We start from the raw sequence: 20,365 nt of genomic DNA, 5'->3' as shown, positions 1-20,365 counted from the left end.
TCACTGGGCCCGGTCGCGGATCCGCAGCGCCCATTCGACCAGCGGCCACTGCATGGGCAGCCGCAGCCAGGCCACCCAGCGTTCGCGAGCCGGACGGCCGCGGCGCTGGGAGTCGAGCGCCATTTTCACGTTGCCCGGGAACACGCCGACGAACAGCAGCGCGGCGGCCAGCCCGCCGAGCCTGCGGGTGCGGGGCAGCGCGATGCTCGTGGCGACGCCCAGCTCGGCCGCGCCCGAAGCGTAGGTCCACGTGCGACGGCTGCCCGGCAGCTCGCGCGGGATCAGGGAATCGAACGGCTTCGGGCGCACGAAGTGCAGCACGCCCGCGGTGGCGAGCACCCCGGCGAGCAGGTACGCGGGACGCTGCGACGAGCTGGAATCGGCCATGCGGACACCCTGCCACAGCGCGATCACCGCGACGGGTGTGCGGGTGCTGACCGTGGGATATCCTCCCGCTGTGCGTGACGCCGAACACCCTCGGGGCGACGGAGCAGAAGAAGCGGTGACATGAAGGCACTCGGGCGGCTGCCCCTCAACGTCCGGCTGAACGACCGGCCCGATCACGAGCTCGTCGGCGTGATCAAGATGCCGGAGATCACCGTCAGCCCGATGCGCTCGATCGTCAAGCGGATCATCGGCGCGCTGCTCGCGCTGCTGGCCACCGTGCTGATCGTGTACGCCGACCGCGGTGGCTACCGGGACACCAACGGCGACGGGGTCACCTTCCTCGACGCGATCTACTACTCCACCGTCTCGCTCTCCACCACCGGCTACGGCGACATCGCCCCGGCCAGTGCGTCCGCGCGGCTGGTGAACATCGTCATCATCACCCCGCTGCGGGTGCTCTTCCTGATCGTCCTCGTCGGCACCACGCTGGAGGTGCTCACCGAGCGCTCCCGGCAGGCATTCAAGATCCAGAAGTGGAGGACGAAGGTGCGGGACCACACCGTCGTCGTCGGATTCGGCACGAAGGGCCGTTCGGCGGTCAACGCCCTGCTCGGCGACGAGGAGATCCAGCCGAACCGGATCGTCGTGGTCGACACCGACCAGGGGGCGCTGGAGGCGGCGACCGCACTCGGCCTGGTGACCGTGCACGGTTCGGCCACCCGCGCCGACGTGCTCCGGGTGGCCGGTGCCCAGCACGCGCGGGCCGTGGTGGTCGCGCCGAGCCGGGACGACACCGCGGTGCTGGTCACGCTGACCGCACGCGAGTTGGCGCCCAAGGCGCACATCGTCGCCTCGGTGCGCGAGGCGGAGAACGTCCACCTGCTCAAGCAGTCCGGCGCGAACCAGGTGGTGGTCTCGAGCGAGACGGCGGGCAGGCTGCTCGGCATGGCGACCGCCAGCCCGCTCGTGGTCGACATGGTCGAGGACCTGCTGACGCCGGAATCCGGGCTGGCCATCGCCGAACGCGCGGTGGAGGCGGCCGAGGAGGGCGGTTCCCCGCGGCATCTGCCGGACATCGTGCTCGGGGTGGTCCGCGGTGGCGTGCTCTACCGCGTGGACGCGCCGCAGGCCGACGCCATCGAACCGGGCGACCGGCTGCTGTACGTCCGGAAGGTCACCCAGGTGGACCAGGTCGAACGGTGAGCGTGGTGTGACATAGCCGACGCTGCCCGTCCGCCGCGAGCTTTCCGCCGTGGTGCGGCCGGGTCCAGGCCGTCCCCCGGCGGGTGGCCGCCGCTGGGTTTTGCCGGGGCGATCTGGAAGCATGGTGGCGTGCAGGTTCCCGACCCCGCGAGCAAGAGCGCCCTCCAGCGGTGGCTTCAGGTGGGCATCCCGGCCGCGGTCGGGGTGCTCGTCGTGGTGCTGGCGTGGCTGGCCGGCCCGGGCCTGTTCGGGATCGGCCCGGACGTCGTGGGCGCCCCGGTCCAGGCGCAGGTCACCAAGCCTGCCGACTGCTCGTCCGGCGCCGCGGCGGAGACCGTGCGGTTCCAGCTCGGCGGCAAGGAGCGCGAGGGCACCCTGAACGGCTGCGGCCACGGCAAGGACGAGCACCTCCAGGTGATCGTGCCGGACGACGCCGCGGCCGAGGGCACGGTGGCGGTCACCGCGTCCGAGTCCACCACTGGTTCGCACGACGCCCGGGCCCCGATCGCGCTGGCGTTGCTGGTGTTCGCCTGCTTCTGCGGCGGGATGTACGCGTACCTGGTGGTCCGCGGTCCCGGCCGGCTGGCCCTGCTGAGCTGATCAGCTCACGTCGGACGACGACGCCGCGAAGGTGTTGCAGTCGGCGATCCGGTTGTCCTTCGCTCCCGCGCGCCACCACTGCGCGTAGTGCGCGTTCGTGCCGTGATCGTGGCTGTGCGACGTGTTGTCGCCGCGGGTTTCCTGGTCGCTCCAGGCCTTGTTGTACATTTCCCGGCTGACCGTGCCGCCCTGGTCGACGTGCGCGCCGAGGAACATCCCGGAGAAGCACTGCGCCTGCAGCTCCTTGCGACGCGACATCTCCAGGCCCGCGGCGCTGTCCTGGCCCGCCGCGTAGATCTTCTGCCAGGCCGCGTCCATGATGCCCGCGACCTCCTGCACGTGATGGCCGTACTCGTGCGCGAACAACGCCAGGTAGACACCCGGGTTGTTGCCGTACTGGTCGGTCTGCAGCCCCTTGAACGGCACGTACAGGTTGTTCTCGCAGTAGTAGGCCGCGGTCGCGATGCCGACCTGGATGGTGCCGCATTCGGTGTCGAAGCTGGGACCGGTCGGAAAGTGCAGCGCGGGCGGGGTGAACGGCAGGTCGTAGGACTCCAGGAACGGTCCCCACGCGGCGTCGAGGCATTTGCTCGCCGCGGTGAAGAACGCTTCCGCGCCGGCCTGGGTGCTCTGCCACGCCGGCAGGTCGCACACCTGGTTCTGCAGCCCGGCGTCCGGGTCCTGCAGGATCGGGTGGTCGGCCAGCTCGAGGACCTTGTGCGGCTCGGATCCGGTGGAGGACGTCGGGCTCTGCTCGGTACTGGTGGGCTGGTCCGAGGAGCTGGTCGACGAGCCGTTGTTCGGCGGCAGCTCGTAGGCCGAGGTCGGCGCGGGCGCCGGAGCGTTCCGGTAGCCGGCGTTCGAGGTCTCCTGGCCGGAGCTGTTCAACGAGACGATCGCGACCACGCCGAGCACGAGCACGACGACCGCGCCCAGGCTGAGCCCGATGATCAGGCCGGCCGGCTTGCGCCGCGGTGGCACCGGGCCCGGCTGCTGCGGCCACCCTGGCGGCGGGCCCATCGGCGGCGAACCCTGGTGACTCTGCTGACCCTGCGGTGCGCCCATCCGCGCGGTCGGCGGGCCGCCCATGGGCTGCGGCCCCGGCTGTCCCATCGGACGGCCGGGCGGCGGGCCACCCATCGGCTGGGCGGCGGGCGGTCCCATCGGCCGGGCCGGTGGTGGACCCGCCGGGCCTCCCGGCGGAACGGCCCCGTGCGGCGGCACTGGGCCGTAGGGCGGTTGCGTCATCTGGGCAGTCCCGGTGGGTCTCGGCGCGCGCCGGGCGGCCCCCGGCTCGGCGTTCAGCATATCGGGGGATGGCCACGCTTTCGCAGCACTTCGGCCGACATCGCGGCCGTCCGGACGTCACCCCAGGTCTGGCCCGGTCCGGTGGCCTCTGGAAGAGTGACGGCAGCAAGTGCAGGGCCGTGCAGACGAGGGGTTTCGATGACAGACGCACCCGATTCGCCCGGTTCCGGCGACGACACGCCGACACCGAGCCAGGGCATCCCGGTGCCCGGGTCGTCCGAGAACCAGTCACCGGAGAACCCGTCGCCCGGAAACCAGGCCGAGAACCAGTCCGGAAACCAGTCGCCCGGAAACCTGGGTACCCAGGGGACACCGCCGGCAGCTTCCGGCACGGATCCAGCGGCCGGCGACTCGACTCCTCCGCGCGGCACGGCACAGCCGGGTGCGACTTCGAGCCAGCCGGAGGCCACTTCGCAACCCGGTCAGCCTGGAGCCGCGTCCCAGCAACCCCGGCAACCTGCGGTCGCGCCCGAGCCGGGCGCGACTCCGCAGCAGCCGGGCACCCTCGGACAGCCTGGCGTCCCACCGGCCGGACAGCCAGCCCCGCAGGGCTGGACGCCGCCCCCGGGCGCTCAGCCACCCACCCAGCCACCCGGTCACCAACCCGGTCACCCGGGCGGACAGTGGCAGGCCCCGGGGCACCAGCCCCCGCCGCCGTATCCGGGTGGGTACGGCCCGCCGCGTGGCTGGAATCCGCACGGGCTCGGCAAACCGGGCGTGATCGCGTTGCGGCCGCTCAACGTCAGCGACCTGCTCGACGGTTCGATCACCGCGATCCGCCGGTATCCGCTGCTGATCCTGGGCGTGTCGGCGATCGTCGCGGTGATCACGGCGGGGCTGAACCTCGTCGCGTCGCTGCTGCTCGTGCCGGACTTCGACCGGGTCAGCAGGCTCGGGCCGGCCGCCACCCAGGCCGAACAGCTCGACGCGCTCTACAGCCTGCTGGACTCGACGCTGCTCAGCCTGATCCCGTCGCTGGTGATCGGCCTGCTCGGCCAGACCTTCCTGACCGGGTTCCTCACCGTGGTGATGGGCAAGGCGGTGCTCGGCCGTCCGGTGGACTTCCGTTCCGCGATGAGCGAGGCGGCACCCCGGTTGCTGCGGCTGCTCGCGCTGACCGTGCTGTACGGGCTCGCGGTGCTCGTCGCCTGCGCGGTGGGGGCCGGGGTGGCCGTGCTGGTCGGGCTCGCGCTCGGCCCGGTGGCGGTCCTGTTCGGCGTGCTCGCGGTGGTCCTGCCGGTCATTCCGTACGTGTACTGGTCGCTCGCGGGCTCGTCGCTGGTGCTGGAGCGCGGCACGATCGGACAGGCCTTCTCCCGTTCGCGCGCGCTGGTGGCCGGGGCGTTCTGGCGGGTGTTCGGCATTCTGCTGCTCGCCGCGATCATCGGCTGGCTGATCAGCGCGATCATCGGCATCCCGTTCAACCTCGGCTCGGGCGCCTTCAGCGGCCTGTTCGACCCGCAGAGCGGCGGCGTACCGCAGGTGAGCACCGCGAGCCTGGTGTTGCAGTCGGTGGGCTCGGTGATCGCGTCGACGATTGTCACGCCGTTCACCGCGCTGGTCACCGTGCTGCTCTACATCGACCAGCGGATGCGGCGTGAGGGGATGGACATCGAGCTGGCCAGGGCGGCGGGGCTGAACCCGCCGCGGCAGGCGTGGTGACCTTCCTGCTCACCGACGTCCCGGTCGACATCGACCGGGACCCCGCCCGCCTGCGGGCAATCGAGGAGCTGCGCGATCCGGCGTACGCGGACGCGAAGCCGGGTTTCGTGCAGCAGGTCCTGCAGTGGCTGGGACAGCGGCTGGCCGACCTGCTCGACGCGCTGAACGGAGTGCCCGGCGGTCCGCTGGGGCTCGTGCTGGTGCTGGCGTTGCTGATCGTGCTGGCCGTGGTGGTGCGGCTGCGGGTCGGCAGGGTCGGGCGGAGCGCGCAGTCGGCAGGGGAGGTGTTCGCCGGCCGCCGCCGGAGCGCCGAAGACTACCGCCGGGCCGCCGAGGAAGCCGCTGCCGGCGGCCGTTTCGCCGACGCGGTGCGGGAACGCTTCCGCGCGCTCGTGCGTGGGATGGAGGAACGCACCGTGCTCGACACCCGTTCCGGCCGTACCGCGGACGAGGCTGCCGCGGAAGCCGGTGCGCTGCTGCCGGACCTGGCCGGTGACCTCACCGCGGCGGCTCGGCTGTTCGACGACGTGCATTACGGCGGCCGTCCGGGGACCGAGGCCGGCTACCGGGCGCTGACCGAGCTCGACGAACGGGTCCGCAGGGCCCGGCCCGTACTGGTGGGCGTGTGACTACCTCCGTTTCCCCCGATCTGCGGCGGATCTGGCGTGGCGTACGGGTTCCGCTCGCGGTGCTGCTGCTGATCGTGCTGACCGGACTGGTCCTCGTACTCAGCCGCGGCGAGCAGGTCAGCGGCGACCTCGAACCCGGCTCCTACGAACCGGGCGGCAGTCACGCGCTGGCGCGGCTGCTGGAGCAGGAGGGCGTCGACGTGCACCCGGTCCACACGATCGCCGAAGCACGTGCCGCCGCCGACGGTGGCACGCTGCTCGTCACCTCCCCGGATACCGTTCCGGGCAACGGATTGACCGAGCTGCGCCGGCGCGTCGCGCACCTCGTGCTCGTCGCCCCCGGCCCGGGTGCGCTCGCGCAGACCGTTCCCGCGGTGAAGGCGAACGGCAGCGGCGACGTCCGTGAGCTGGAGCCGGATTGCACGGTCGGCTCGGCGGTGGGCGCGGGCACCGCCACGCTCGGCGGTCGGCACTACCGGACCGGCGACCAGACCGCGCGTTCGTGTTATCCGGATCAGGGCAAGCCGAGTTTCGTGCAGGTGGCCGATCGTTCCGGCACGGTCACCGTGGTGGGCACCGGAACCCCGCTGACCAACGACCGGATCGCCGATCAGGGCAACGCAGCGTTCGGCATGCGGCTGCTCGGTGATCACCAGCGGCTGGTCTGGTACCTGCCGTCGCCGTCGGATCCCGCGTTGGAAGGCCAGAAGAAGCCGTTCTTCGAGCTGATCCCGCCGGGCTGGCGTTACGGCGCGTTGACCGCGGGGATCGCCGTGGTGCTGTTCGCGTTGTGGCGGGCGCGGCGGCTGGGGCCGGTGGTGACCGAACCGCTGCCGATCGTGGTGCGGGCCGCGGAGACGGCCGAGGGCCGCGCGCGGCTGTACCGCCGGGGCGCCGCGGCCGGACACGCCGGGGAAACGCTGCGGGAGGCCTCCCGCGGGCGGCTTCGGACGAGACTGGGGTTGCCGCGCGAGGCCGAGCCGGCTGCCGTCGTGGAGACCGTGAGTGCGCGGACCGGCCGTACGACGGCGGAGATCGGCGAGGTGCTCTACGGCCCGCCGCCCGCGGGCGAGCCCGCACTCGTACGGCTGGCGGACGAACTGGACAGGGTGGAACGAGAGGTGGAGCGTTCGTGAGTACCGAACAGACGCAGGCGCCGGGCGACGCGCGGGCGGCGCTGATCGCGTTGCGCGCCGAGGTCGGCAAGGCCGTGGTGGGCAACGACGCGGCCGTCACCGGGCTCATCCTCGCGCTGCTCTGCCGGGGGCATGTGCTGCTGGAAGGTGTGCCCGGCGTGGCGAAGACGCTGCTGGTGCGGGCGCTCGCCGCTTCGCTGGAGCTGAAGACCACGCGGGTGCAGTTCACCCCGGACCTGATGCCCGGCGACGTGACCGGGTCCATTGTGTACGACGCGCACAGCGGCGAGTTCTCCTTCCGCGAGGGGCCGGTCTTCACCAACCTGATGCTGGCCGACGAGATCAACCGCACGCCCCCGAAGACGCAGTCGTCGCTGCTGGAGGCGATGGAGGAGCGGCAGGTCTCGATCGAGGGCAGGCCGCGGCCGTTGCCCGATCCGTTCGTGGTCGTCGCCACGCAGAACCCGGTGGAGTACGAGGGCACCTACCCGTTGCCGGAAGCCCAGCTGGACCGGTTCCTGCTCAAGCTGACCATGCCGGCGCCGTCGAGGGAGGACGAAGTCGGCATTCTGTGGCGGCACGCGCAGGGTTTCAATCCGCGCGACCTGGCCGCGGCCGGGGTGCGCCCGGTGGCCGGCGCCGCGGAACTGGTCGCTGCCCGCCAGGCGGTCGCGCGGGTGACGGTGGGGCCCGAAGTGATCGGTTACGTCGTGGACCTGTGCCGCGCCACGCGTGAGCTGCCCGCTGTCCGGCTGGGCGTTTCCCCGCGTGGCGCAACGGCTTTGCTCGCGGTGACGCGGGCGTGGGCGTGGCTTGCCGGCCGTGACTACGCGACGCCCGACGACGTCAAGGCGCTGGCCCGCCCGGCCCTGCGGCACCGGCTGGACGTGCGGCCCGAGGCGGAGCTGGAGGGCGTGACCTCCGACGGTGTCCTCGACCGGGTGCTGGCCTCCGTGCCGGTGCCGCGCTGACGCGATGGCGCTGACCGGGCGGCTCGGACTGCTGGCGTTGCTGGGGGCGCTGGTGGTGGGGCTGCTGTTCCCGTCCGGTACCGGCGTGCTCGCCGTGGTGGTGGTGCTGCTGGTGCTGGTGGCGGTGGATCTCGCGTTGGCCGGAAGCGTGCGGACGCTACGGTTTTCGCGCACCGGAACGAGTTCCGTACGGCTCGGCGAATCCGCCTCGGTCACGTTGCTGGTGGCCAATCCGGGGCGTCGCCCGGTCCGCGGGGTGCTGCGGGACGCGTGGCCGCCGAGTGCCCGTGCGGACGACCGGCACCGCGTGTCCGTGCCGCCGGGGGAGCGGCGGGCGTTCACCACGCAGCTGAGCCCGACCCGGCGTGGGGACCGGATCGCGGTACGCGTGACCGTACGTGCGCTGGGGCCGCTGGGATTGGCCGCCCGGCAGGGTTCGCACGCGGTGCCGTGGACGGTGCGGGTGCTGCCGCCGTTCCACAGCCGCAAGCATCTGCCGTCGCGGCTGGCTCGGCTGCAGCAGCTGGACGGCCGCAACGCCGTGCTCATCCGCGGCCAGGGCACCGAATTCGATTCGTTGCGGGAGTACGTCATCGGCGATGACGTGCGCTCGATCGACTGGCGGGCGACCGCGCGCGCCGCGGACGTGATGGTGCGGACCTGGCGCCCGGAGCGCGACCGGCAGGTGGTCCTGGTGCTCGACACCGGCCGCGTTTCGGCCGGGCGGGTGGGCGACGCGCCCCGGCTGGACGCGGCGATGGACGCCGCGTTGCTGCTGGCCGCGCTGGCCTCACGTGCCGGTGATCGAGTCGACCTGGTGGCCTACGACCGGCAGGTGCGCGCGTCGGTGCCGAACTCGAAGACTTTGCTGCCGTCCCTGGTGAACGCACTGGCCACGGTCGAACCGTCGCTGGTGGAAACCGATGCCAGGGGGATGGTCGCCGAGGTGCTGCGCCGCACCCGCCGTCGCGCGCTGGTGGTGCTGCTGACCGGTGTGGAACCGGCCGCGCTCGAGGAGGGCCTGTTCCCGGTACTGGGCTCACTGACCGCCCGGCACGAGGTCCTGCTCGCGTCGGTGGCCGATCCCCGGGTAGCCGAGATGGCTCGTGCCAGGGGCGACGCCGAAGCGGTGTACGACGCGGCCGCGGCGGAACGCACTCTGGCCGACCGTGAATCCGCAGTCGCCCGCCTGACCCGCCGGGGAGTCGGCGTGGTGGACGCGGTACCGGAGGATCTGCCACCCGCGCTGGCGGACCGGTACCTGGCGCTCAAGGCGGCCGGACGGCTGTAGCTGTCACTCCATTGTGGACGGGCGGGTTCAGTGTGGTGCTCGGGCGCCACCCAGGAAGAAGCCTGCGGCGGCGGCGCTGGCTTCCTCCAGCCCGAGGTCGTGCCGCTGGTTGAGCTTGATGGCCCGGAGAACGGCGCCGGTCAGGAACTCGTAGAGCACCGGGACGGTCAGATCCGCCCGCAGCACACCGGTTTCGACCCCGCGTGACAGCACGTCCTGGATCGGTTTGCTGAACCTTTCGTCGACCGTCTTGAGTACGGTGTGGTCGCCGGCGAGCACGGCGTAGCGGTCGCCGACCGCCACGAATGCGCGCACTGTTCGCTCGATCGCGTCTTCGACGGTGGCGCGTTCGAGCGCCGCGTCCGCGATGCGCTGGGCCGCGACGTCCAGCGCGGCGACGGCGAGGGCGTTGAGCAGGGCTTCGCGGTTGGCGTAGTAGCGGTACAGCGTGGCCCGGCTGATGCCGGCCACTGCCGCGACGGACGCGAGATTCGCGCCGGTGCCCTCTTCGGCGAAGACGTGGGCCGCAGCGTCGAGGATTGCGGTCGAGGTGCCGTCGAAGCGTGGCGAATTCCTTGCATTGCGCGGTTGCTCGAGGCGGGTTACCGCGTGCGCACGACGGTGCGTACGCCAGCGCGTGCAGAGCACGTCCGCCAGTCGCTGCGCGTGGCTGGCGCGGAGCCGGATGACGCACTCGGCTTTGCTGTCGCGGACCTTACTTCCGACGAAGGATGGGCGGACGCGGTGCGGGGCTGCGACTACGTGCTGCACGTCGCGTCGCCGTTTCCTTCGGCCGTACCGCGGCATGAGGACGAGCTGATCGTCCCCGCGCGGGACGGTTCGCTGCGGGTTCTGCGCGCCGCGCGCGACGCGGGCGTACGGCGGGTTGTGCTCACCTCGTCGTTCGCCGCGGTGAGCTACGGCCATCCCGGTTCGGAGCGGACGTTCACCGAACAGGACTGGACCGACCTCGACGGTCCCGGGATGAGTGCCTACGCCGCCTCCAAGACGCTCGCCGAACGTGCGGCATGGGATTTCGTGGACCGTGCGGCCGATGCTCCCGAACTCGCGGTGGTCAACCCGGTCGGGGTGATCGGGCCGGTGCTCGGCCGCGCGTTGTCGACTTCCAGCACGCTCGTTCAGCGACTGCTGAACCGTGACCTGCCGGTACTGCCGCGGCTGTCCTTCGCTCTGGTCGACGTGCGGGACGTCGCCGACCTCCACCTGCGTGCGATGACCGACCCGGCGGCGCGGGGCGAGCGCTTTCTCGCGGCCGCCGGTCCGGCGTTGTGGGTCTCCGGCATCGCGCAGGTGCTCCGCGAACGGCTCGGCGTGCGCGTCCCCCGTCGCGAGGCTCCCGATGTGCTGGTACGCCTGGCTTCCCGCGTGGACCCGTCGCTGCGCGTGGTGGTGCACCGGTCCGTCGAGGAGTCGATCGTGGACAGTGCGCGGAGCATGATCGAACTCGGATTGGTGAAGATCTCTGGTCAGCCGGGAGCCGGCGTGGATAGCCTCGCCTGATGAAGATCTACGCGCTGGAAGAGCACTTCGCCACTGCCGAGGTGATGGAGGCCTGGAAGCGGCGGGATCCGCAGCTCGCCGAGCCGATGATGAAACTGGCGTTCGCGTCCGAGGTCGCTGAGGCGCTGGTCGAGCTCGGGGACGAGCGCGTCGCCGCGATGGACGACGCGGGGATCGACACCTCGGTGCTTTCGCTGACGACACCGGGCCTGCAGAACATGGACGCCGCTGAGGCCGCCGCGCTGCAGGGCCCGGTGAACGATCTGGTCGCGGACGCCGTGCGCCGGCATCCCGGGCGGCTGCAGGGTTTCGCCGCGCTCGCCACCCCCGCGCCGCGGGCCGCCGCCGACGAGCTGCGGCGCGCGGTCACCGAGCTCGGGTTCAACGGCGCGCTGGTGAACTCGAACTCCGGCGGCCGCTCCCTGGACCAGCCGGAGTTCTGGGACATCTACGAGGCCGCCGCGGACCTGCGCGCCCCGGTCTACCTGCACCCGCGTGGCCCGGTCCCGGCCGTCCGGGAGGCCTACTACGGCGGTTTCGGCGATCCGGTGGACAACCTCCTGGCGAGCGGGGCGCTCGGCTGGCACTACGACGCGGGGCTGACCGCCCTGCGGATGATCGTCGCCGGGGTTTTCGACCGGTTCCCCGACCTGCAGATCGTGCTGGGGCACTGGGGCGAGGTCGTGCTGTTCTACCTCGACCGGATCGGGATTGTGGACGGGTTCGCCGGCCTGCGGCGCCCGGTCGAGGAGTACTTCCGCACGAACGTCTTCATCACTCCGGGCGGAATCTCCAGCCACAAGTACCTGCGGTGGAGCCTGGAGACGGTGGGTGCCGAGCGGATCATGTACGCCTCGGACTTCCCGTTCAACCGGGAGCGGGACGGGGCCGCGCGGCGGTTCCTGGAGACCGCGCCGATCAGCGACGAGGACCGCGAGCACATCGCCTTCCGGAACTGGGAGAAACTCGTGGCCGGGATCCGCCGATGACCCGTCAACCGGCTTCCGGCAGGGCATCGCCGGCCAGGCGCCGGTCCACGTCGCCCACCTCGCCCTCGCGGGCGGCCCTGCGGCCGAGGGTGAACACGTAGGTGAGGAACAGCAGCTCCACCACCGCGCCGATGCCGATGCGCAGCCAGATCGGCCAGCCGGACGGCGTCACGAACGCCTCGATCACCCCGGACACCAGCAGCACGCACGCCAGCCCCAGCGCCATCACGACCACCGAACGACCCTGCTCGGCCAGCGCGGCACTGCGGGACCGGCGGCCGGGGTCGATCACCGTCCAGCCGAGTTTCAGCCCGGTCCCCGCGGCGACGAACACCGCGGTCAGCTCCAGCAGGCCGTGCGGGAGGAGCAGCCCCAACAGCACGTCGCCGCGGCCGGCCGAGGACATCAGCCCGATCGCGACCCCCGCGTTGAGTGCGTTCATCCACAGCGCGGAGATCACCGGCAGGCCGAGCGCGACGCCGAGGAACAGGCAGGTCGCGGCGACCCAGGCGTTGTTCGTCCACACCTTCGCGGCGAACGAGGCGGCGGGGCCGGTCGAGTAGTACGTCTCGTACTGGCCGCCGGGAGCCGTCATCGCCTTCAGCTCGTCCGCGGAGATCAGGGACCCGCGCACCTGCGGATCGTTCGCGATCCACACGCCGAGCACCGCCATCACGGCCACCGACACCAGCGCGGCCGGAATCCACCAGCGGCGGCTGAGGTACACCGCGGCCGGGAACCGTCGCGTGAAGAACAACGCCACCTCGCGCCAGGCCGGGCTGTGCGAGCCGGCGACCGCCGAACGGCCGCGCGCCACCAGCGCGGACAGCCTCGCCAGCAGCGCCGGATCGGGCGCCGTCGAACGGACCATCGACAGGTGCGTGGCGGCACGCTGGTAGAGCGTGACCAGCTCGTCGGTCTCGGCGCCACTGAGCCGGGAACGCCGTACCAGCTCACCCAGCCGGGCCCATTCGCCGCCGTGGGTCGCGACGAACACGTCCAAATCCACCACGTCACCTCCGCGGTCCCACCATAGAGCTCGTGAGTGGTGAAGCCGGTTCTCGCCGGCTTTGTCACTCGCGAGCTCTAGGCTGGGGCTGTGCAGGAAGAGTCCGATCTCGTCACCGGTGAGGCCGTCGTCCTCGATCTGCGGGTGGCGAAGCTCGCCAGCCGCGGCGTCGCGATGCTGATCGACGTCCTCGTGCAGGGGGCTTTGCTGCTGGTCGCGCTCGTGGTGCTGCTGCTGACCGCGGGGTCGTTCGACTCCTCGCTCACGGTGGCCCTGTTGCTCGCCGTGTTCGTCCTCGTCGTGATCGGTTACCCGGTGTTGTTCGAAACGCTCAGCCGCGGCCGTTCGCTCGGCAAGCTCGCGCTGGGGTTGCGGGTGGTCCGCCTCGACGGCGGCCCGATCCGCTTCCGGCACGCCCTCACCCGCGGTCTCGCCGGATTCTTCGTGGACTTCTGGGCACTCGGCTTCCTCGGCGCGGTGGCCCTGATCGTGTCGTTGACCTCGTCGAACGGCCGCCGCGTCGGCGACTACCTCGCGGGCACGCTGGTGATCCGCGAACGAGTGCCGGACGCGACGCAGACCGTGCCCGCGATGCCGCCGGGCCTGGCGCCGTGGGCCGCGCAGTTCGACCTCAGCCAGGTGACGGACGATCTCGCCCTCGCCGCCCGGCAGTACCTCGGCCGCTACCACCAGCTCCGCCCGGAGGCCGCCCACTCGCTCGGCTACGGACTCGCCCAGCAGATGGCCGCCGCACTGGGCATCCCGATGCCGGAGGGGATGCCGCCCTGGATCCTCCTCACCACGGTGCTCGCCGAACGCCGCAACCGCGCACAGGCCCGCTTCACGCCGAACTACCCCGGGCCGGGGTATCCGGTGCCGGGGCAGCCGGTGTCGGGCTATCCGGTGCCCGACTATCCGCAGGCGAGTTACCAGCCCGGTCAGCCGACGTCAGGGCAGCCGCCGCCCGGCTATCCGCTGCCGAACCAGCCGGTGCCGGGGCAGCCGCCGCCCAGTTATCCGCAGGCGAATCAGCCGCCGGGGCCGTCCGGGTCGCCGCCGGGCTCGGGTGGGCAGGCGCCGGCCGACAATCCGTTCACTCCGCCGAGCTGAGGCGCGGTGTTCGCTGAGCTGGCGGTCGCCGCCGTTCTGGCGCAGGCCGGCGGGGGCACCGACGACATCACCGTCAGCGCCGCGCCCGACGGACGGTTCGTCGTGACCGAGCGTGTCTCCACGCGCGCGACCCACCGGCTTCCGTCACGAGTGCCGGTCACCGACGAACGGGACCGGCTCTATTCGGTCTCTGACGTCCGGGTCAGCGGCGCCGCGCACGCCGACGACGACACGGTCACCTTCACCGGCCCGGCCATCCTCACCTACACAGTGGACGGTGCGGTCGCCGAAGACGGTCAAGTGCGCCTGCAGCTCACCGGCGGATGGGACCAGGATCTCGACCGCGTCACGGTGAACTTCACCGCGTCCGGAGTGTCCACAGCGGACTGTTTCGCCGGTGCCGTGGGTTCGGCCCGGCAGTGCACCTTCTCCGAGATCGGTGACCGTGGGGTGGTGCACGCCGAACAGGACGGGCTGACTCACGGCGATCGCATGGACCTCGCCGTGCAGCTTCCGGCCGGCGCGCTGCCTGCGAACGCCCGCTTCGTCTCGTCTTCCCCGCTGATCGAGGCCTTTGCCTTCGGACCCGCGGCTGCGGTCGCGTTCGGCACGGTGCTGCTGCTCGTGCTGGCCGGCGCGGCGGTTACCGCGTGGCTTCGTCGTCGTGACCGGAGTGCCGGGCCACCCGCAGCCGCACCCGCTTACGTCGCTTATGTCGCGCGCGGTGAACTGGACCTCGCTGGCACCGTGCTCGACCTCGTCGACCGCGGCCACCTCCGGTTCACCGAGGAGTGGCAGATCACGCACGGTGACGGCGAAGCGCTGGATCCGTTCGAACAAGCCGTCAAAGCGACGTTCCGGCCTGGCCCGTTGGCCGTGGTCGACCCCGACCTGCCGCGCCTGCGAGCCCTTCTCGACGGGGAAGCCCACCGCCGGGGCTGGCTCTCCCGCAGGCCGGAGCGACTGCGCCGTGCCGGGTTCGGGCTGGCGGGTCTCGGCGTCCTGGCCACGGTGGTGCTCGCGCTCACGATCGGCAACGCGCTGGTCGGCTTTGCCGTTCTCGTCGCCGGCCTGGCCCTTACGCTCGTGCGGATTCCCGCTCGCACAGCGCGTGGCCGAGCGCTGGGCACTCCGCGTGAACCCGCAGAGACCGCGCTGGCAGTCGTGCTGGACGGGGTTCTCGCCACGTCCCGACGCCGGCACGCGGTCGCGTCCGTCTAGCATCCGCCCGTGAAGCTCGCGGCCCTGCTGGCGATCCCGGTCCTGCTCTGGGCCACGGCGACCCCTGCCGGTGCGCAGGATCTGCCGGCGTTGCCGCGGAGCGCCGAGGTGGCGCTCAAAGTCCAGCGCGACGGCAGCCTTTCGGTGACCGAGGCGGTTTCCGTGCCGCCCGGTACCACGATGACCCGCACGATCCCGCTGCGCGCCGAGGCCGGGAACGACCGCGACCGCGTGCTGTCGGTGCGGGACGTGCGGATCGAGGGCCAGGCCACCGCGGAGACCGCCGACGACCAGGTGACGTTCTATTTCCGTGGCGGAACGTCGGTGATCCGGTACACGGTGGACGGTGCGGTCGGCCGCAGCCTGGGCGTCGAAAACGTGACTTGGGACGTCGCGGGTGGCTGGGACACCCGGCTCGAACTGGTGCGCGCGACGTTCGCCGCCCCGGCGGTGCCCGACGCGCTCACCTGTCTCTCTGGTGCGCCCGGCTCCGCTTCGCGCTGCAGTGCAGCGCAGATCGACCACAGTGGCGTCACGCGGGTGTCCGTCGCCAAGCTGCCGGCCGGCTCGCGTGTACAGCTCACTGCGGAACTACCTGGCGGCACAGTGCCTGCGACTGAACGACTGTTGCCTTCAGACACCGTTGCGGGCGCCTTCGCGGCGACGCCTCCGGTCTGGTGGGCGTGGCTCGTGCTTGGCGAGCTGGTTTGCCTCGGTGCGGCGACAGTGCTGGTGCTGCGCCGCCGGGACGCGCGGCCCGGTCGGCCCGTTGCGGTGGCATTGATGGCCGACGGTCAGTTCTCGTCGCCCGACGGCGTGCTACCCGGCCACATCGGCACGCTGTTGACCGGCCGTACCGACTCTGTCGACGTCGCAGCCACGGTGCTGGACCTATGCGTGCGTAACTACGTGTGGGTCGCCGAAGACGGTCCGCGGGAGTGGGCGTTGATGCGCCGTAACCCGCCGGACGCGCAGCTGGGTACGTTCGAGCGCGCGGTGTACGAAGCGGTGTTGCCGGGCGAGTCCGTGACGCTGTCCGCGCTTCGCGAAGCAGGCGTGAGAATGCCCAGCGCACTGCGGGCGGACATCGTGCGCCGGAGGTGGTTCTCGCGGCGTACAGAGCGACTGCCTCGCATCGGTGCCCGCCTGTGTGCGTACGGGGTGCTTTTGACCGTACTGCTCACTTTCACCGTTGGTTACGCACAGCTTGGCTTGGTGCTGACTGCTGCCGGAGTAGCGCTGACAGTCGGCGCAAGGTGGTTTCCCGCGCGCACGTCGACCGGTCTCGCGCTGCGAGACAGGCTGCTCGGCCTCCGTACCGAGCTGTTGGCCACGAGACCGGCGAAGGTGCCAACGCAGGACAGCGAGGTGCTTTTCTCCCGCGCGCTGCCGTACGCGTTCGCTCTTGGCGAGGCTGACGCATGGGTGGAGAAGTTCGCCCGAAGTGGTCGTTCGCTCACGGCTTACTGGTACGGGACATCCGCCGAAGGAGCCGAAGCACTGGCCCGGACCAGCGCTTTCGCCGCGACTCTCGTAGCCGCGTTCGCGAGTGCTCACCGTGGCGCGGTCCGGGTCCGCCCGGACGAGCCGAAGGCCGCCGCGCCTGCGTAGGGTGGGGGCATGGCCGATCCCGAGCTCGTCCGCTTCACTCTCGACAACGGTCTGCGCGTGGTGCTCGCACCGGACCCGACCGCGCCGGTGGTCGGCGTCAGCGTGCACTACGACGTGGGCTTCCGCTCCGAACCGGAGGGGCTCACGGGGTTCGCGCACCTCTTCGAGCACCTGATGTTCCAGGGCAGCGAGAGCCTCGAGAAGCTCGCGCACTTCCGGCACGTGCAGTCCAGCGGCGGCACCTTCAACGGATCCACGCACCCGGACTACACCGACTACTTCGAGGTGCTGCCGAGCGCCGCGCTCGAGCGGGCCCTGTTCCTCGAGGCCGACCGGATGCGCGCGCCGAAGCTGACCGCGGAGAACCTGGCGAACCAGATCGAGGTCGTCAAGGAGGAGATCCGGCTCAACGTGCGCAACCGGCCCTACGGCGGGTTCCCGTGGATCCTGCTGCCGCCGGTGCTCTACTCCAGCTTCGCCAACGCGCACGACGGCTACGGCGCGTTCGAGGACCTGGAGGGCGCGACGCTGGACGACTGCGCCGCGTTCTTCGACACCTTCTACTCGCCGGCCAACGCCGTGCTCACCGTCGCCGGTGACCTCGAGGTGGCCGGCGCGAAGGAGCTCATCCAGAAGCACTTCGGCGACGTGCCGCACCGTCCGGCGCCGCCGCGCCGTTCGTTCGCCGAACCGCCGCCGGAGCGCGAGCTGGTCGGCGAGCACGACGATCCGCACGCGCCACTGCCGGCGCTGGCCGTGGGCTACCGGATGCCGGACCCGATCAACGACGTCGACGGCTACCTCGCGCACCTGGTCCTCGCCGGCGTGCTCACCGACGGTGACGGCTCGCGGCTGCAGCAGCGCCTGGTGCACGTCGAACCGCTGGTGGTCGACATCGGCGCGGGCGCCGGGCTGTTCGGCCCGTTCGAGGCCCGCGACCCGGACACCTTCACGATCACCGCGATCCACCCGCCGGACGTGCCGCGCGAACGCGTGCTGGCGGCGCTCGACGAGGAGCTGGAGAAGCTCGCGGCCACCCCGCCGGACGCGCAGGAGCTGAAGAAGGTCACCGCCCGCTGGGCGGCCGGCCTGCACTCCGAGCACGACCGCCTGGTCTCGCGCACGCTCGCGCTCGGCGCTTTCGAACTGCTCTACGGCGACGCGTCGCTGGTGTACCAGCTCGCCGACCGGATGGCCGCGGTCACCGGCGAAGCCGTGTCGGCCGCGGCGAAGGCGCTGCGGCCGGACGCGCGCGCGGTCCTCGTCGTGAACCCCGCCACCACCGAAGGGACGGACGAACAGTGAGTTCCCCCACGCAGGCCCACCGCAGCGCGGAGGAAATCGGCCGCACCGCCACCGGGCCCCGTCCGCTGCCCGCCCTCGGCGCCGCGCGCGGCGCCGCCGAGCTGTCGCATGTGGACACCACGCTGGCCAACGGGCTGCGCGTGCTGGCCGTGCGCAAGGCCACCGTGCCGCTGGTCGAGCTGCGGCTGTGGATTCCGTTCGCCGGCGAGGACCGGCTGCACCCGGCCACCGCCGAGGTGCTCGCCGAGACGCTGCTCACCGGCACCGCGCGCCGCGACCGCGTGGAGATCGACGCCGAGCTGGCGCTGATCGGCGGGGACCTCGGCGCCGGCGTCGACCCGGAACGGCTCTACCTCAACGCTTCCGCGCTCGCCGACGGGCTGCCCACGCTGCTCGACGTACTCGGCGACGTGCTCACCGGCGCCACCTACGCCGACGGCGAGGTCGAGCGGGAGCGTGACCGGCTGATCGAGCGCATCGCCGTCTCGCGGACGCAGCCGCGCACGATCGCCCGTGAGGCGCTGCAGAAGCACCGCTACGGCGACCACCCGGCCACGCGCGAGGTGCCCGAGGCCGACGATGTCGCGGCCGTGACGCCGGAGCAGGTGCGGGCGCTGCACGCGGCTTCGGTGCTGCCGCGCGGATCCGTACTGGTGCTGGTCGGCGACATCGACCCGCAGGCGGTCCCGGCGGAGCTGGAGCGTGCGCTCGGAGGATGGGCGTCGGAGCGTTCCGCGGTGCAGTTGCCCCCGCTGCCGGAGCTGGCCGGCGGCGACGTGCTGCTGGTGCCGCGCGCCGGTGCGGTGCAGTCGCAGATCCGGCTGTCCGCGCAGACCGTGCCGCGCACCGATCCGCGTTATCCGGCCCTGCAGCTGGCGAACCTGGCCTACGGTGGTTACTTCTCGTCCCGGCTGGTGGAGAACATCCGGGAGGACAAGGGCTACACCTACGGCGCGCACTCGGGATTCGAGTTCACCGGCGACCAGGCGGTGGTGAACGTCGACGCCGACACCGCCAACGAGGTGACCGCCGCCGCGCTGCTGGAGACCCGCTACGAACTGGCCAGGCTCGGGCTCGTGCCGCCGACCGACGAGGAGGTCGAGTCGGTGCGGCAGTACGCGATCGGCTCGCTGGTCACCGCCACGTCGTCGCAGGCGGGGCTGGCCGCGCAGCTGATGGCGCTGGCCACGACCGGGCTGGGCGTGGAGTGGCTGCAGGAGCACCCGAAGCGGGTCGCCGCGGTCACCGGTGCGCAGGTGGCCGAGGCGGCGCTGGAGTTCTTCGCCCCCGGCCGGTTCACCGGTGTGGTGGTCGGCGACGCGGACATGCTGGCACCCAAGCTGAGTGCGCTCGGCGGCGTCACGGTGCGGGACTGATGACCGCACCGTTCGCCCTCGGCGCACTGCCGACGCTGTCTCGCTCCACCGTGGACCGGCAGGAAACCTTGCGCACCAACCCGGAGCGGCTGGCAGTGAAGTGGCCGGAGGCACGCGTGGTGCTGCTCGACGACACCGGCCGCACACCGGTGACCGAGGGCGGTTCCGCGCTGGCCACCCGCAAGGCGGTCGACTTCGGCGCGGAACCACCACTCGACGCGGTGTTCCTCGGCGAATGGGAGGACGTCGACTACTGGTCGATGCCCGGCCGCATCGAGGGCGACGCGGACACCGTGCGGATGGCGGGCAGCTGGGGCGTGGTCGAGGAGGTGCCCCGCGTCGACGGCGAGATCTGGGTCGACCTGAGGGGCTACGGCGACCAGCTGGACGACACGTCGGCCGGGCTGTTCACCACCGCGCAGGCGCTGCGGCACTGGCGGAGGCAGTCCCGGTTCTGCACCCGTGACGGTTCACCGACGCAGCTGGCCCACTTCGGCTGGGCGAGCCGCTGCACCGCCAAGGGCCACGAGGAGTACCCGCGCACCGACCCCGCGGTGATCTGCCTGGTGCACGACACCGACGGCGTCAACGGTTCGCACGTGCTGCTGGCCCGCCAGCCGGTGTGGCCGGAAGGCCGCTACTCGGTGCTGGCCGGGTTCGTCGAAGCCGGTGAATCGCTGGAGGGCTGCGTCTCGCGGGAAATCCGCGAGGAGGTCGGCGCCGAGGTCTCCGACGTGCGCTACCTCGGCAGCCAGCCGTGGCCGTTCCCGCGTTCGATCATGCTGGGCTTCACCGCACGGGCCGACCGTTCGGCCCCGCTGGTGCCGGCCGACGGCGAGATCGAGGAGGCGCTGTGGGTGTCGCGGGCCGACCTGCGCGCGGCCTTCCGCAACAGTGGAACCCCGACCACGGAGCCGATCCCGACCCCGATCGCGAACGGCTCAGCCACTCTGCTGCTGCCCGGCAACTCCTCCATCGCCCGCGTGATGCTGCAAGCATGGGCGGACGCGGAGGAGTGAGACTTCCGGCTGGATGA

The 20,365-nt window shown here is 71.9% G+C and carries 19 protein-coding genes; 15 read left to right on the top strand and 4 right to left on the bottom strand.

All coding sequences use genetic code 11. The annotated features are described in order from the left end of the window. Entirely contained in the window at positions 1 to 387 is a 387-nt protein-coding gene (locus tag BJY18_RS17265; RefSeq protein WP_184780957.1) for a DoxX family protein, read from the bottom strand. Positions 388 to 507: 120 nt separating this feature from the next. Here BJY18_RS17265 and BJY18_RS17260 point away from each other — a divergent pair, with 120 nt between their 5' ends. Next, positions 508 to 1,590 carry a potassium channel family protein gene (locus BJY18_RS17260; RefSeq protein ID WP_184780956.1) on the top strand — a complete coding sequence of 361 codons (1,083 nt, stop codon included), beginning with the start codon at positions 508 to 510 and terminating at the stop codon, positions 1,588 to 1,590. Between the two features lie 180 nt (positions 1,591 to 1,770). Beyond that, a complete protein-coding gene (locus BJY18_RS17255; protein ID WP_184784664.1) occupies positions 1,771 to 2,190 on the top strand; it encodes a hypothetical protein in 420 nt (139 codons plus the stop codon). Here the strand turns inward: BJY18_RS17255 and BJY18_RS17250 are convergent, their stop codons facing one another. Further along, entirely contained in the window at positions 2,191 to 3,255 is a 1,065-nt protein-coding gene (locus tag BJY18_RS17250) for a neutral zinc metallopeptidase (RefSeq protein WP_446680362.1), read from the bottom strand. It abuts the gene before it with no gap. A 960-nt stretch (positions 3,256 to 4,215) separates the two neighbouring features. On the opposite strand from BJY18_RS17250, the gene BJY18_RS17245 reads away from it, so the two are divergent. From BJY18_RS17245 to BJY18_RS17225, 5 genes are read left to right on the top strand one after another with little or no spacing between them, the layout of a single operon-like run. After that, positions 4,216 to 5,160 (top strand): DUF7847 domain-containing protein, encoded by a 945-nt coding sequence (locus tag BJY18_RS17245; RefSeq protein WP_184780955.1) that lies wholly within the window; start codon positions 4,216 to 4,218, stop codon positions 5,158 to 5,160. Next, positions 5,154 to 5,789 (top strand): DUF4129 domain-containing protein, encoded by a 636-nt coding sequence (locus tag BJY18_RS17240; RefSeq protein WP_184780954.1) that lies wholly within the window; start codon positions 5,154 to 5,156, stop codon positions 5,787 to 5,789. Before BJY18_RS17245 ends, BJY18_RS17240 begins: the two co-directional genes overlap by 7 nt. Next, positions 5,786 to 6,925, top strand: a complete 1,140-nt coding sequence (locus tag BJY18_RS17235) for a DUF4350 domain-containing protein (RefSeq protein WP_184780953.1) — start codon at positions 5,786 to 5,788, stop codon at positions 6,923 to 6,925. The genes BJY18_RS17240 and BJY18_RS17235 overlap by 4 nt, the downstream gene beginning before the upstream one ends. Continuing rightward, positions 6,922 to 7,896 (top strand): AAA family ATPase, encoded by a 975-nt coding sequence (locus tag BJY18_RS17230; protein ID WP_184780952.1) that lies wholly within the window; start codon positions 6,922 to 6,924, stop codon positions 7,894 to 7,896. The genes BJY18_RS17235 and BJY18_RS17230 overlap by 4 nt, the downstream gene beginning before the upstream one ends. A gap of 4 nt (positions 7,897 to 7,900) precedes the next feature. After that, positions 7,901 to 9,187, top strand: a complete 1,287-nt coding sequence (locus BJY18_RS17225; RefSeq protein WP_184780951.1) for a DUF58 domain-containing protein — start codon at positions 7,901 to 7,903, stop codon at positions 9,185 to 9,187. 27 nt (positions 9,188 to 9,214) lie between these two features. On the opposite strand, the gene BJY18_RS17220 is transcribed toward BJY18_RS17225, so the two are convergent. Then, a complete protein-coding gene (locus BJY18_RS17220; protein WP_184780950.1) occupies positions 9,215 to 9,835 on the bottom strand; it encodes a TetR/AcrR family transcriptional regulator in 621 nt (206 codons plus the stop codon). Between BJY18_RS17220 and BJY18_RS17215 the strand changes: the two genes are divergently transcribed. Both BJY18_RS17215 and BJY18_RS17210 read left to right on the top strand, forming a co-directional pair. Further along, the gene (locus BJY18_RS17215; protein WP_184784662.1) at positions 9,758 to 10,708 is read left to right on the top strand and encodes an SDR family oxidoreductase; all 951 of its coding nucleotides are present in this window, start codon (positions 9,758 to 9,760) and stop codon (positions 10,706 to 10,708) included. The genes BJY18_RS17220 and BJY18_RS17215 overlap by 78 nt on opposite strands. Further along, complete coding sequence (locus BJY18_RS17210) at positions 10,708 to 11,697, top strand: amidohydrolase family protein (protein ID WP_184780949.1); 990 nt, start codon at positions 10,708 to 10,710, stop codon at positions 11,695 to 11,697. Before BJY18_RS17215 ends, BJY18_RS17210 begins: the two co-directional genes overlap by 1 nt. Before the next feature lie 4 nt (positions 11,698 to 11,701). On the opposite strand, the gene BJY18_RS17205 is transcribed toward BJY18_RS17210, so the two are convergent. After that, positions 11,702 to 12,706, bottom strand: a complete 1,005-nt coding sequence (locus BJY18_RS17205; RefSeq protein ID WP_184780948.1) for a stage II sporulation protein M — start codon at positions 12,704 to 12,706, stop codon at positions 11,702 to 11,704. A 90-nt stretch (positions 12,707 to 12,796) separates the two neighbouring features. Between BJY18_RS17205 and BJY18_RS17200 the strand changes: the two genes are divergently transcribed. From BJY18_RS17200 to nudC, 6 genes are read left to right on the top strand one after another with little or no spacing between them, the layout of a single operon-like run. Beyond that, positions 12,797 to 13,816, top strand: coding sequence for an RDD family protein (locus BJY18_RS17200; protein WP_184780947.1), 1,020 nt, complete (start codon positions 12,797 to 12,799; stop codon positions 13,814 to 13,816). Positions 13,817 to 13,822: 6 nt separating this feature from the next. Then, a complete protein-coding gene (locus tag BJY18_RS17195; RefSeq protein ID WP_312873869.1) occupies positions 13,823 to 15,037 on the top strand; it encodes a DUF2207 domain-containing protein in 1,215 nt (404 codons plus the stop codon). A 9-nt stretch (positions 15,038 to 15,046) separates the two neighbouring features. Further along, the gene (locus BJY18_RS17190) at positions 15,047 to 16,648 is read left to right on the top strand and encodes a DUF2207 domain-containing protein (protein ID WP_184780946.1); all 1,602 of its coding nucleotides are present in this window, start codon (positions 15,047 to 15,049) and stop codon (positions 16,646 to 16,648) included. Between the two features lie 9 nt (positions 16,649 to 16,657). Beyond that, on the top strand, positions 16,658 to 17,953 hold the full coding sequence (locus tag BJY18_RS17185; protein WP_184780945.1) for a M16 family metallopeptidase: 1,296 nt from the start codon (positions 16,658 to 16,660) through the stop codon (positions 17,951 to 17,953). Beyond that, positions 17,950 to 19,329 (top strand): M16 family metallopeptidase, encoded by a 1,380-nt coding sequence (locus tag BJY18_RS17180; RefSeq protein ID WP_184780944.1) that lies wholly within the window; start codon positions 17,950 to 17,952, stop codon positions 19,327 to 19,329. Before BJY18_RS17185 ends, BJY18_RS17180 begins: the two co-directional genes overlap by 4 nt. Beyond that, positions 19,329 to 20,348, top strand: coding sequence for an NAD(+) diphosphatase (gene nudC / locus BJY18_RS17175; RefSeq protein ID WP_184780943.1), 1,020 nt, complete (start codon positions 19,329 to 19,331; stop codon positions 20,346 to 20,348). Before BJY18_RS17180 ends, nudC begins: the two co-directional genes overlap by 1 nt. The last annotated feature ends 17 nt before the right edge of the window (positions 20,349 to 20,365 follow it).

The organism is Amycolatopsis jiangsuensis, assembly GCF_014204865.1.
GTDB lineage: Bacteria > Actinomycetota > Actinomycetes > Mycobacteriales > Pseudonocardiaceae > Amycolatopsis > Amycolatopsis jiangsuensis.
This window is presented reverse-complemented; position numbering and strand designations above follow the sequence as displayed.

Bases quoted from the DNA above. Each gene is read 5' to 3' on its own strand.
- BJY18_RS17265 (WP_184780957.1), bottom strand. From the start codon at position 387: ATGGCCGATTCCAGCTCGTCGCAGCGTCCCGCGTACCTGCTCGCCGGG.
- BJY18_RS17260 (WP_184780956.1), top strand. From the start codon at position 508: ATGAAGGCACTCGGGCGGCTGCCCCTCAACGTCCGGCTGAACGACCGG.
- BJY18_RS17250 (WP_446680362.1), bottom strand. From the start codon at position 3,255: ATGGGCGCACCGCAGGGTCAGCAGAGTCACCAGGGTTCGCCGCCGATG.
- BJY18_RS17225 (WP_184780951.1), top strand. From the start codon at position 7,901: ATGGCGCTGACCGGGCGGCTCGGACTGCTGGCGTTGCTGGGGGCGCTG.
- BJY18_RS17210 (WP_184780949.1), top strand. From the start codon at position 10,708: ATGAAGATCTACGCGCTGGAAGAGCACTTCGCCACTGCCGAGGTGATG.
- BJY18_RS17185 (WP_184780945.1), top strand. From the start codon at position 16,658: ATGGCCGATCCCGAGCTCGTCCGCTTCACTCTCGACAACGGTCTGCGC.
- nudC (WP_184780943.1), top strand. From the start codon at position 19,329: ATGACCGCACCGTTCGCCCTCGGCGCACTGCCGACGCTGTCTCGCTCC.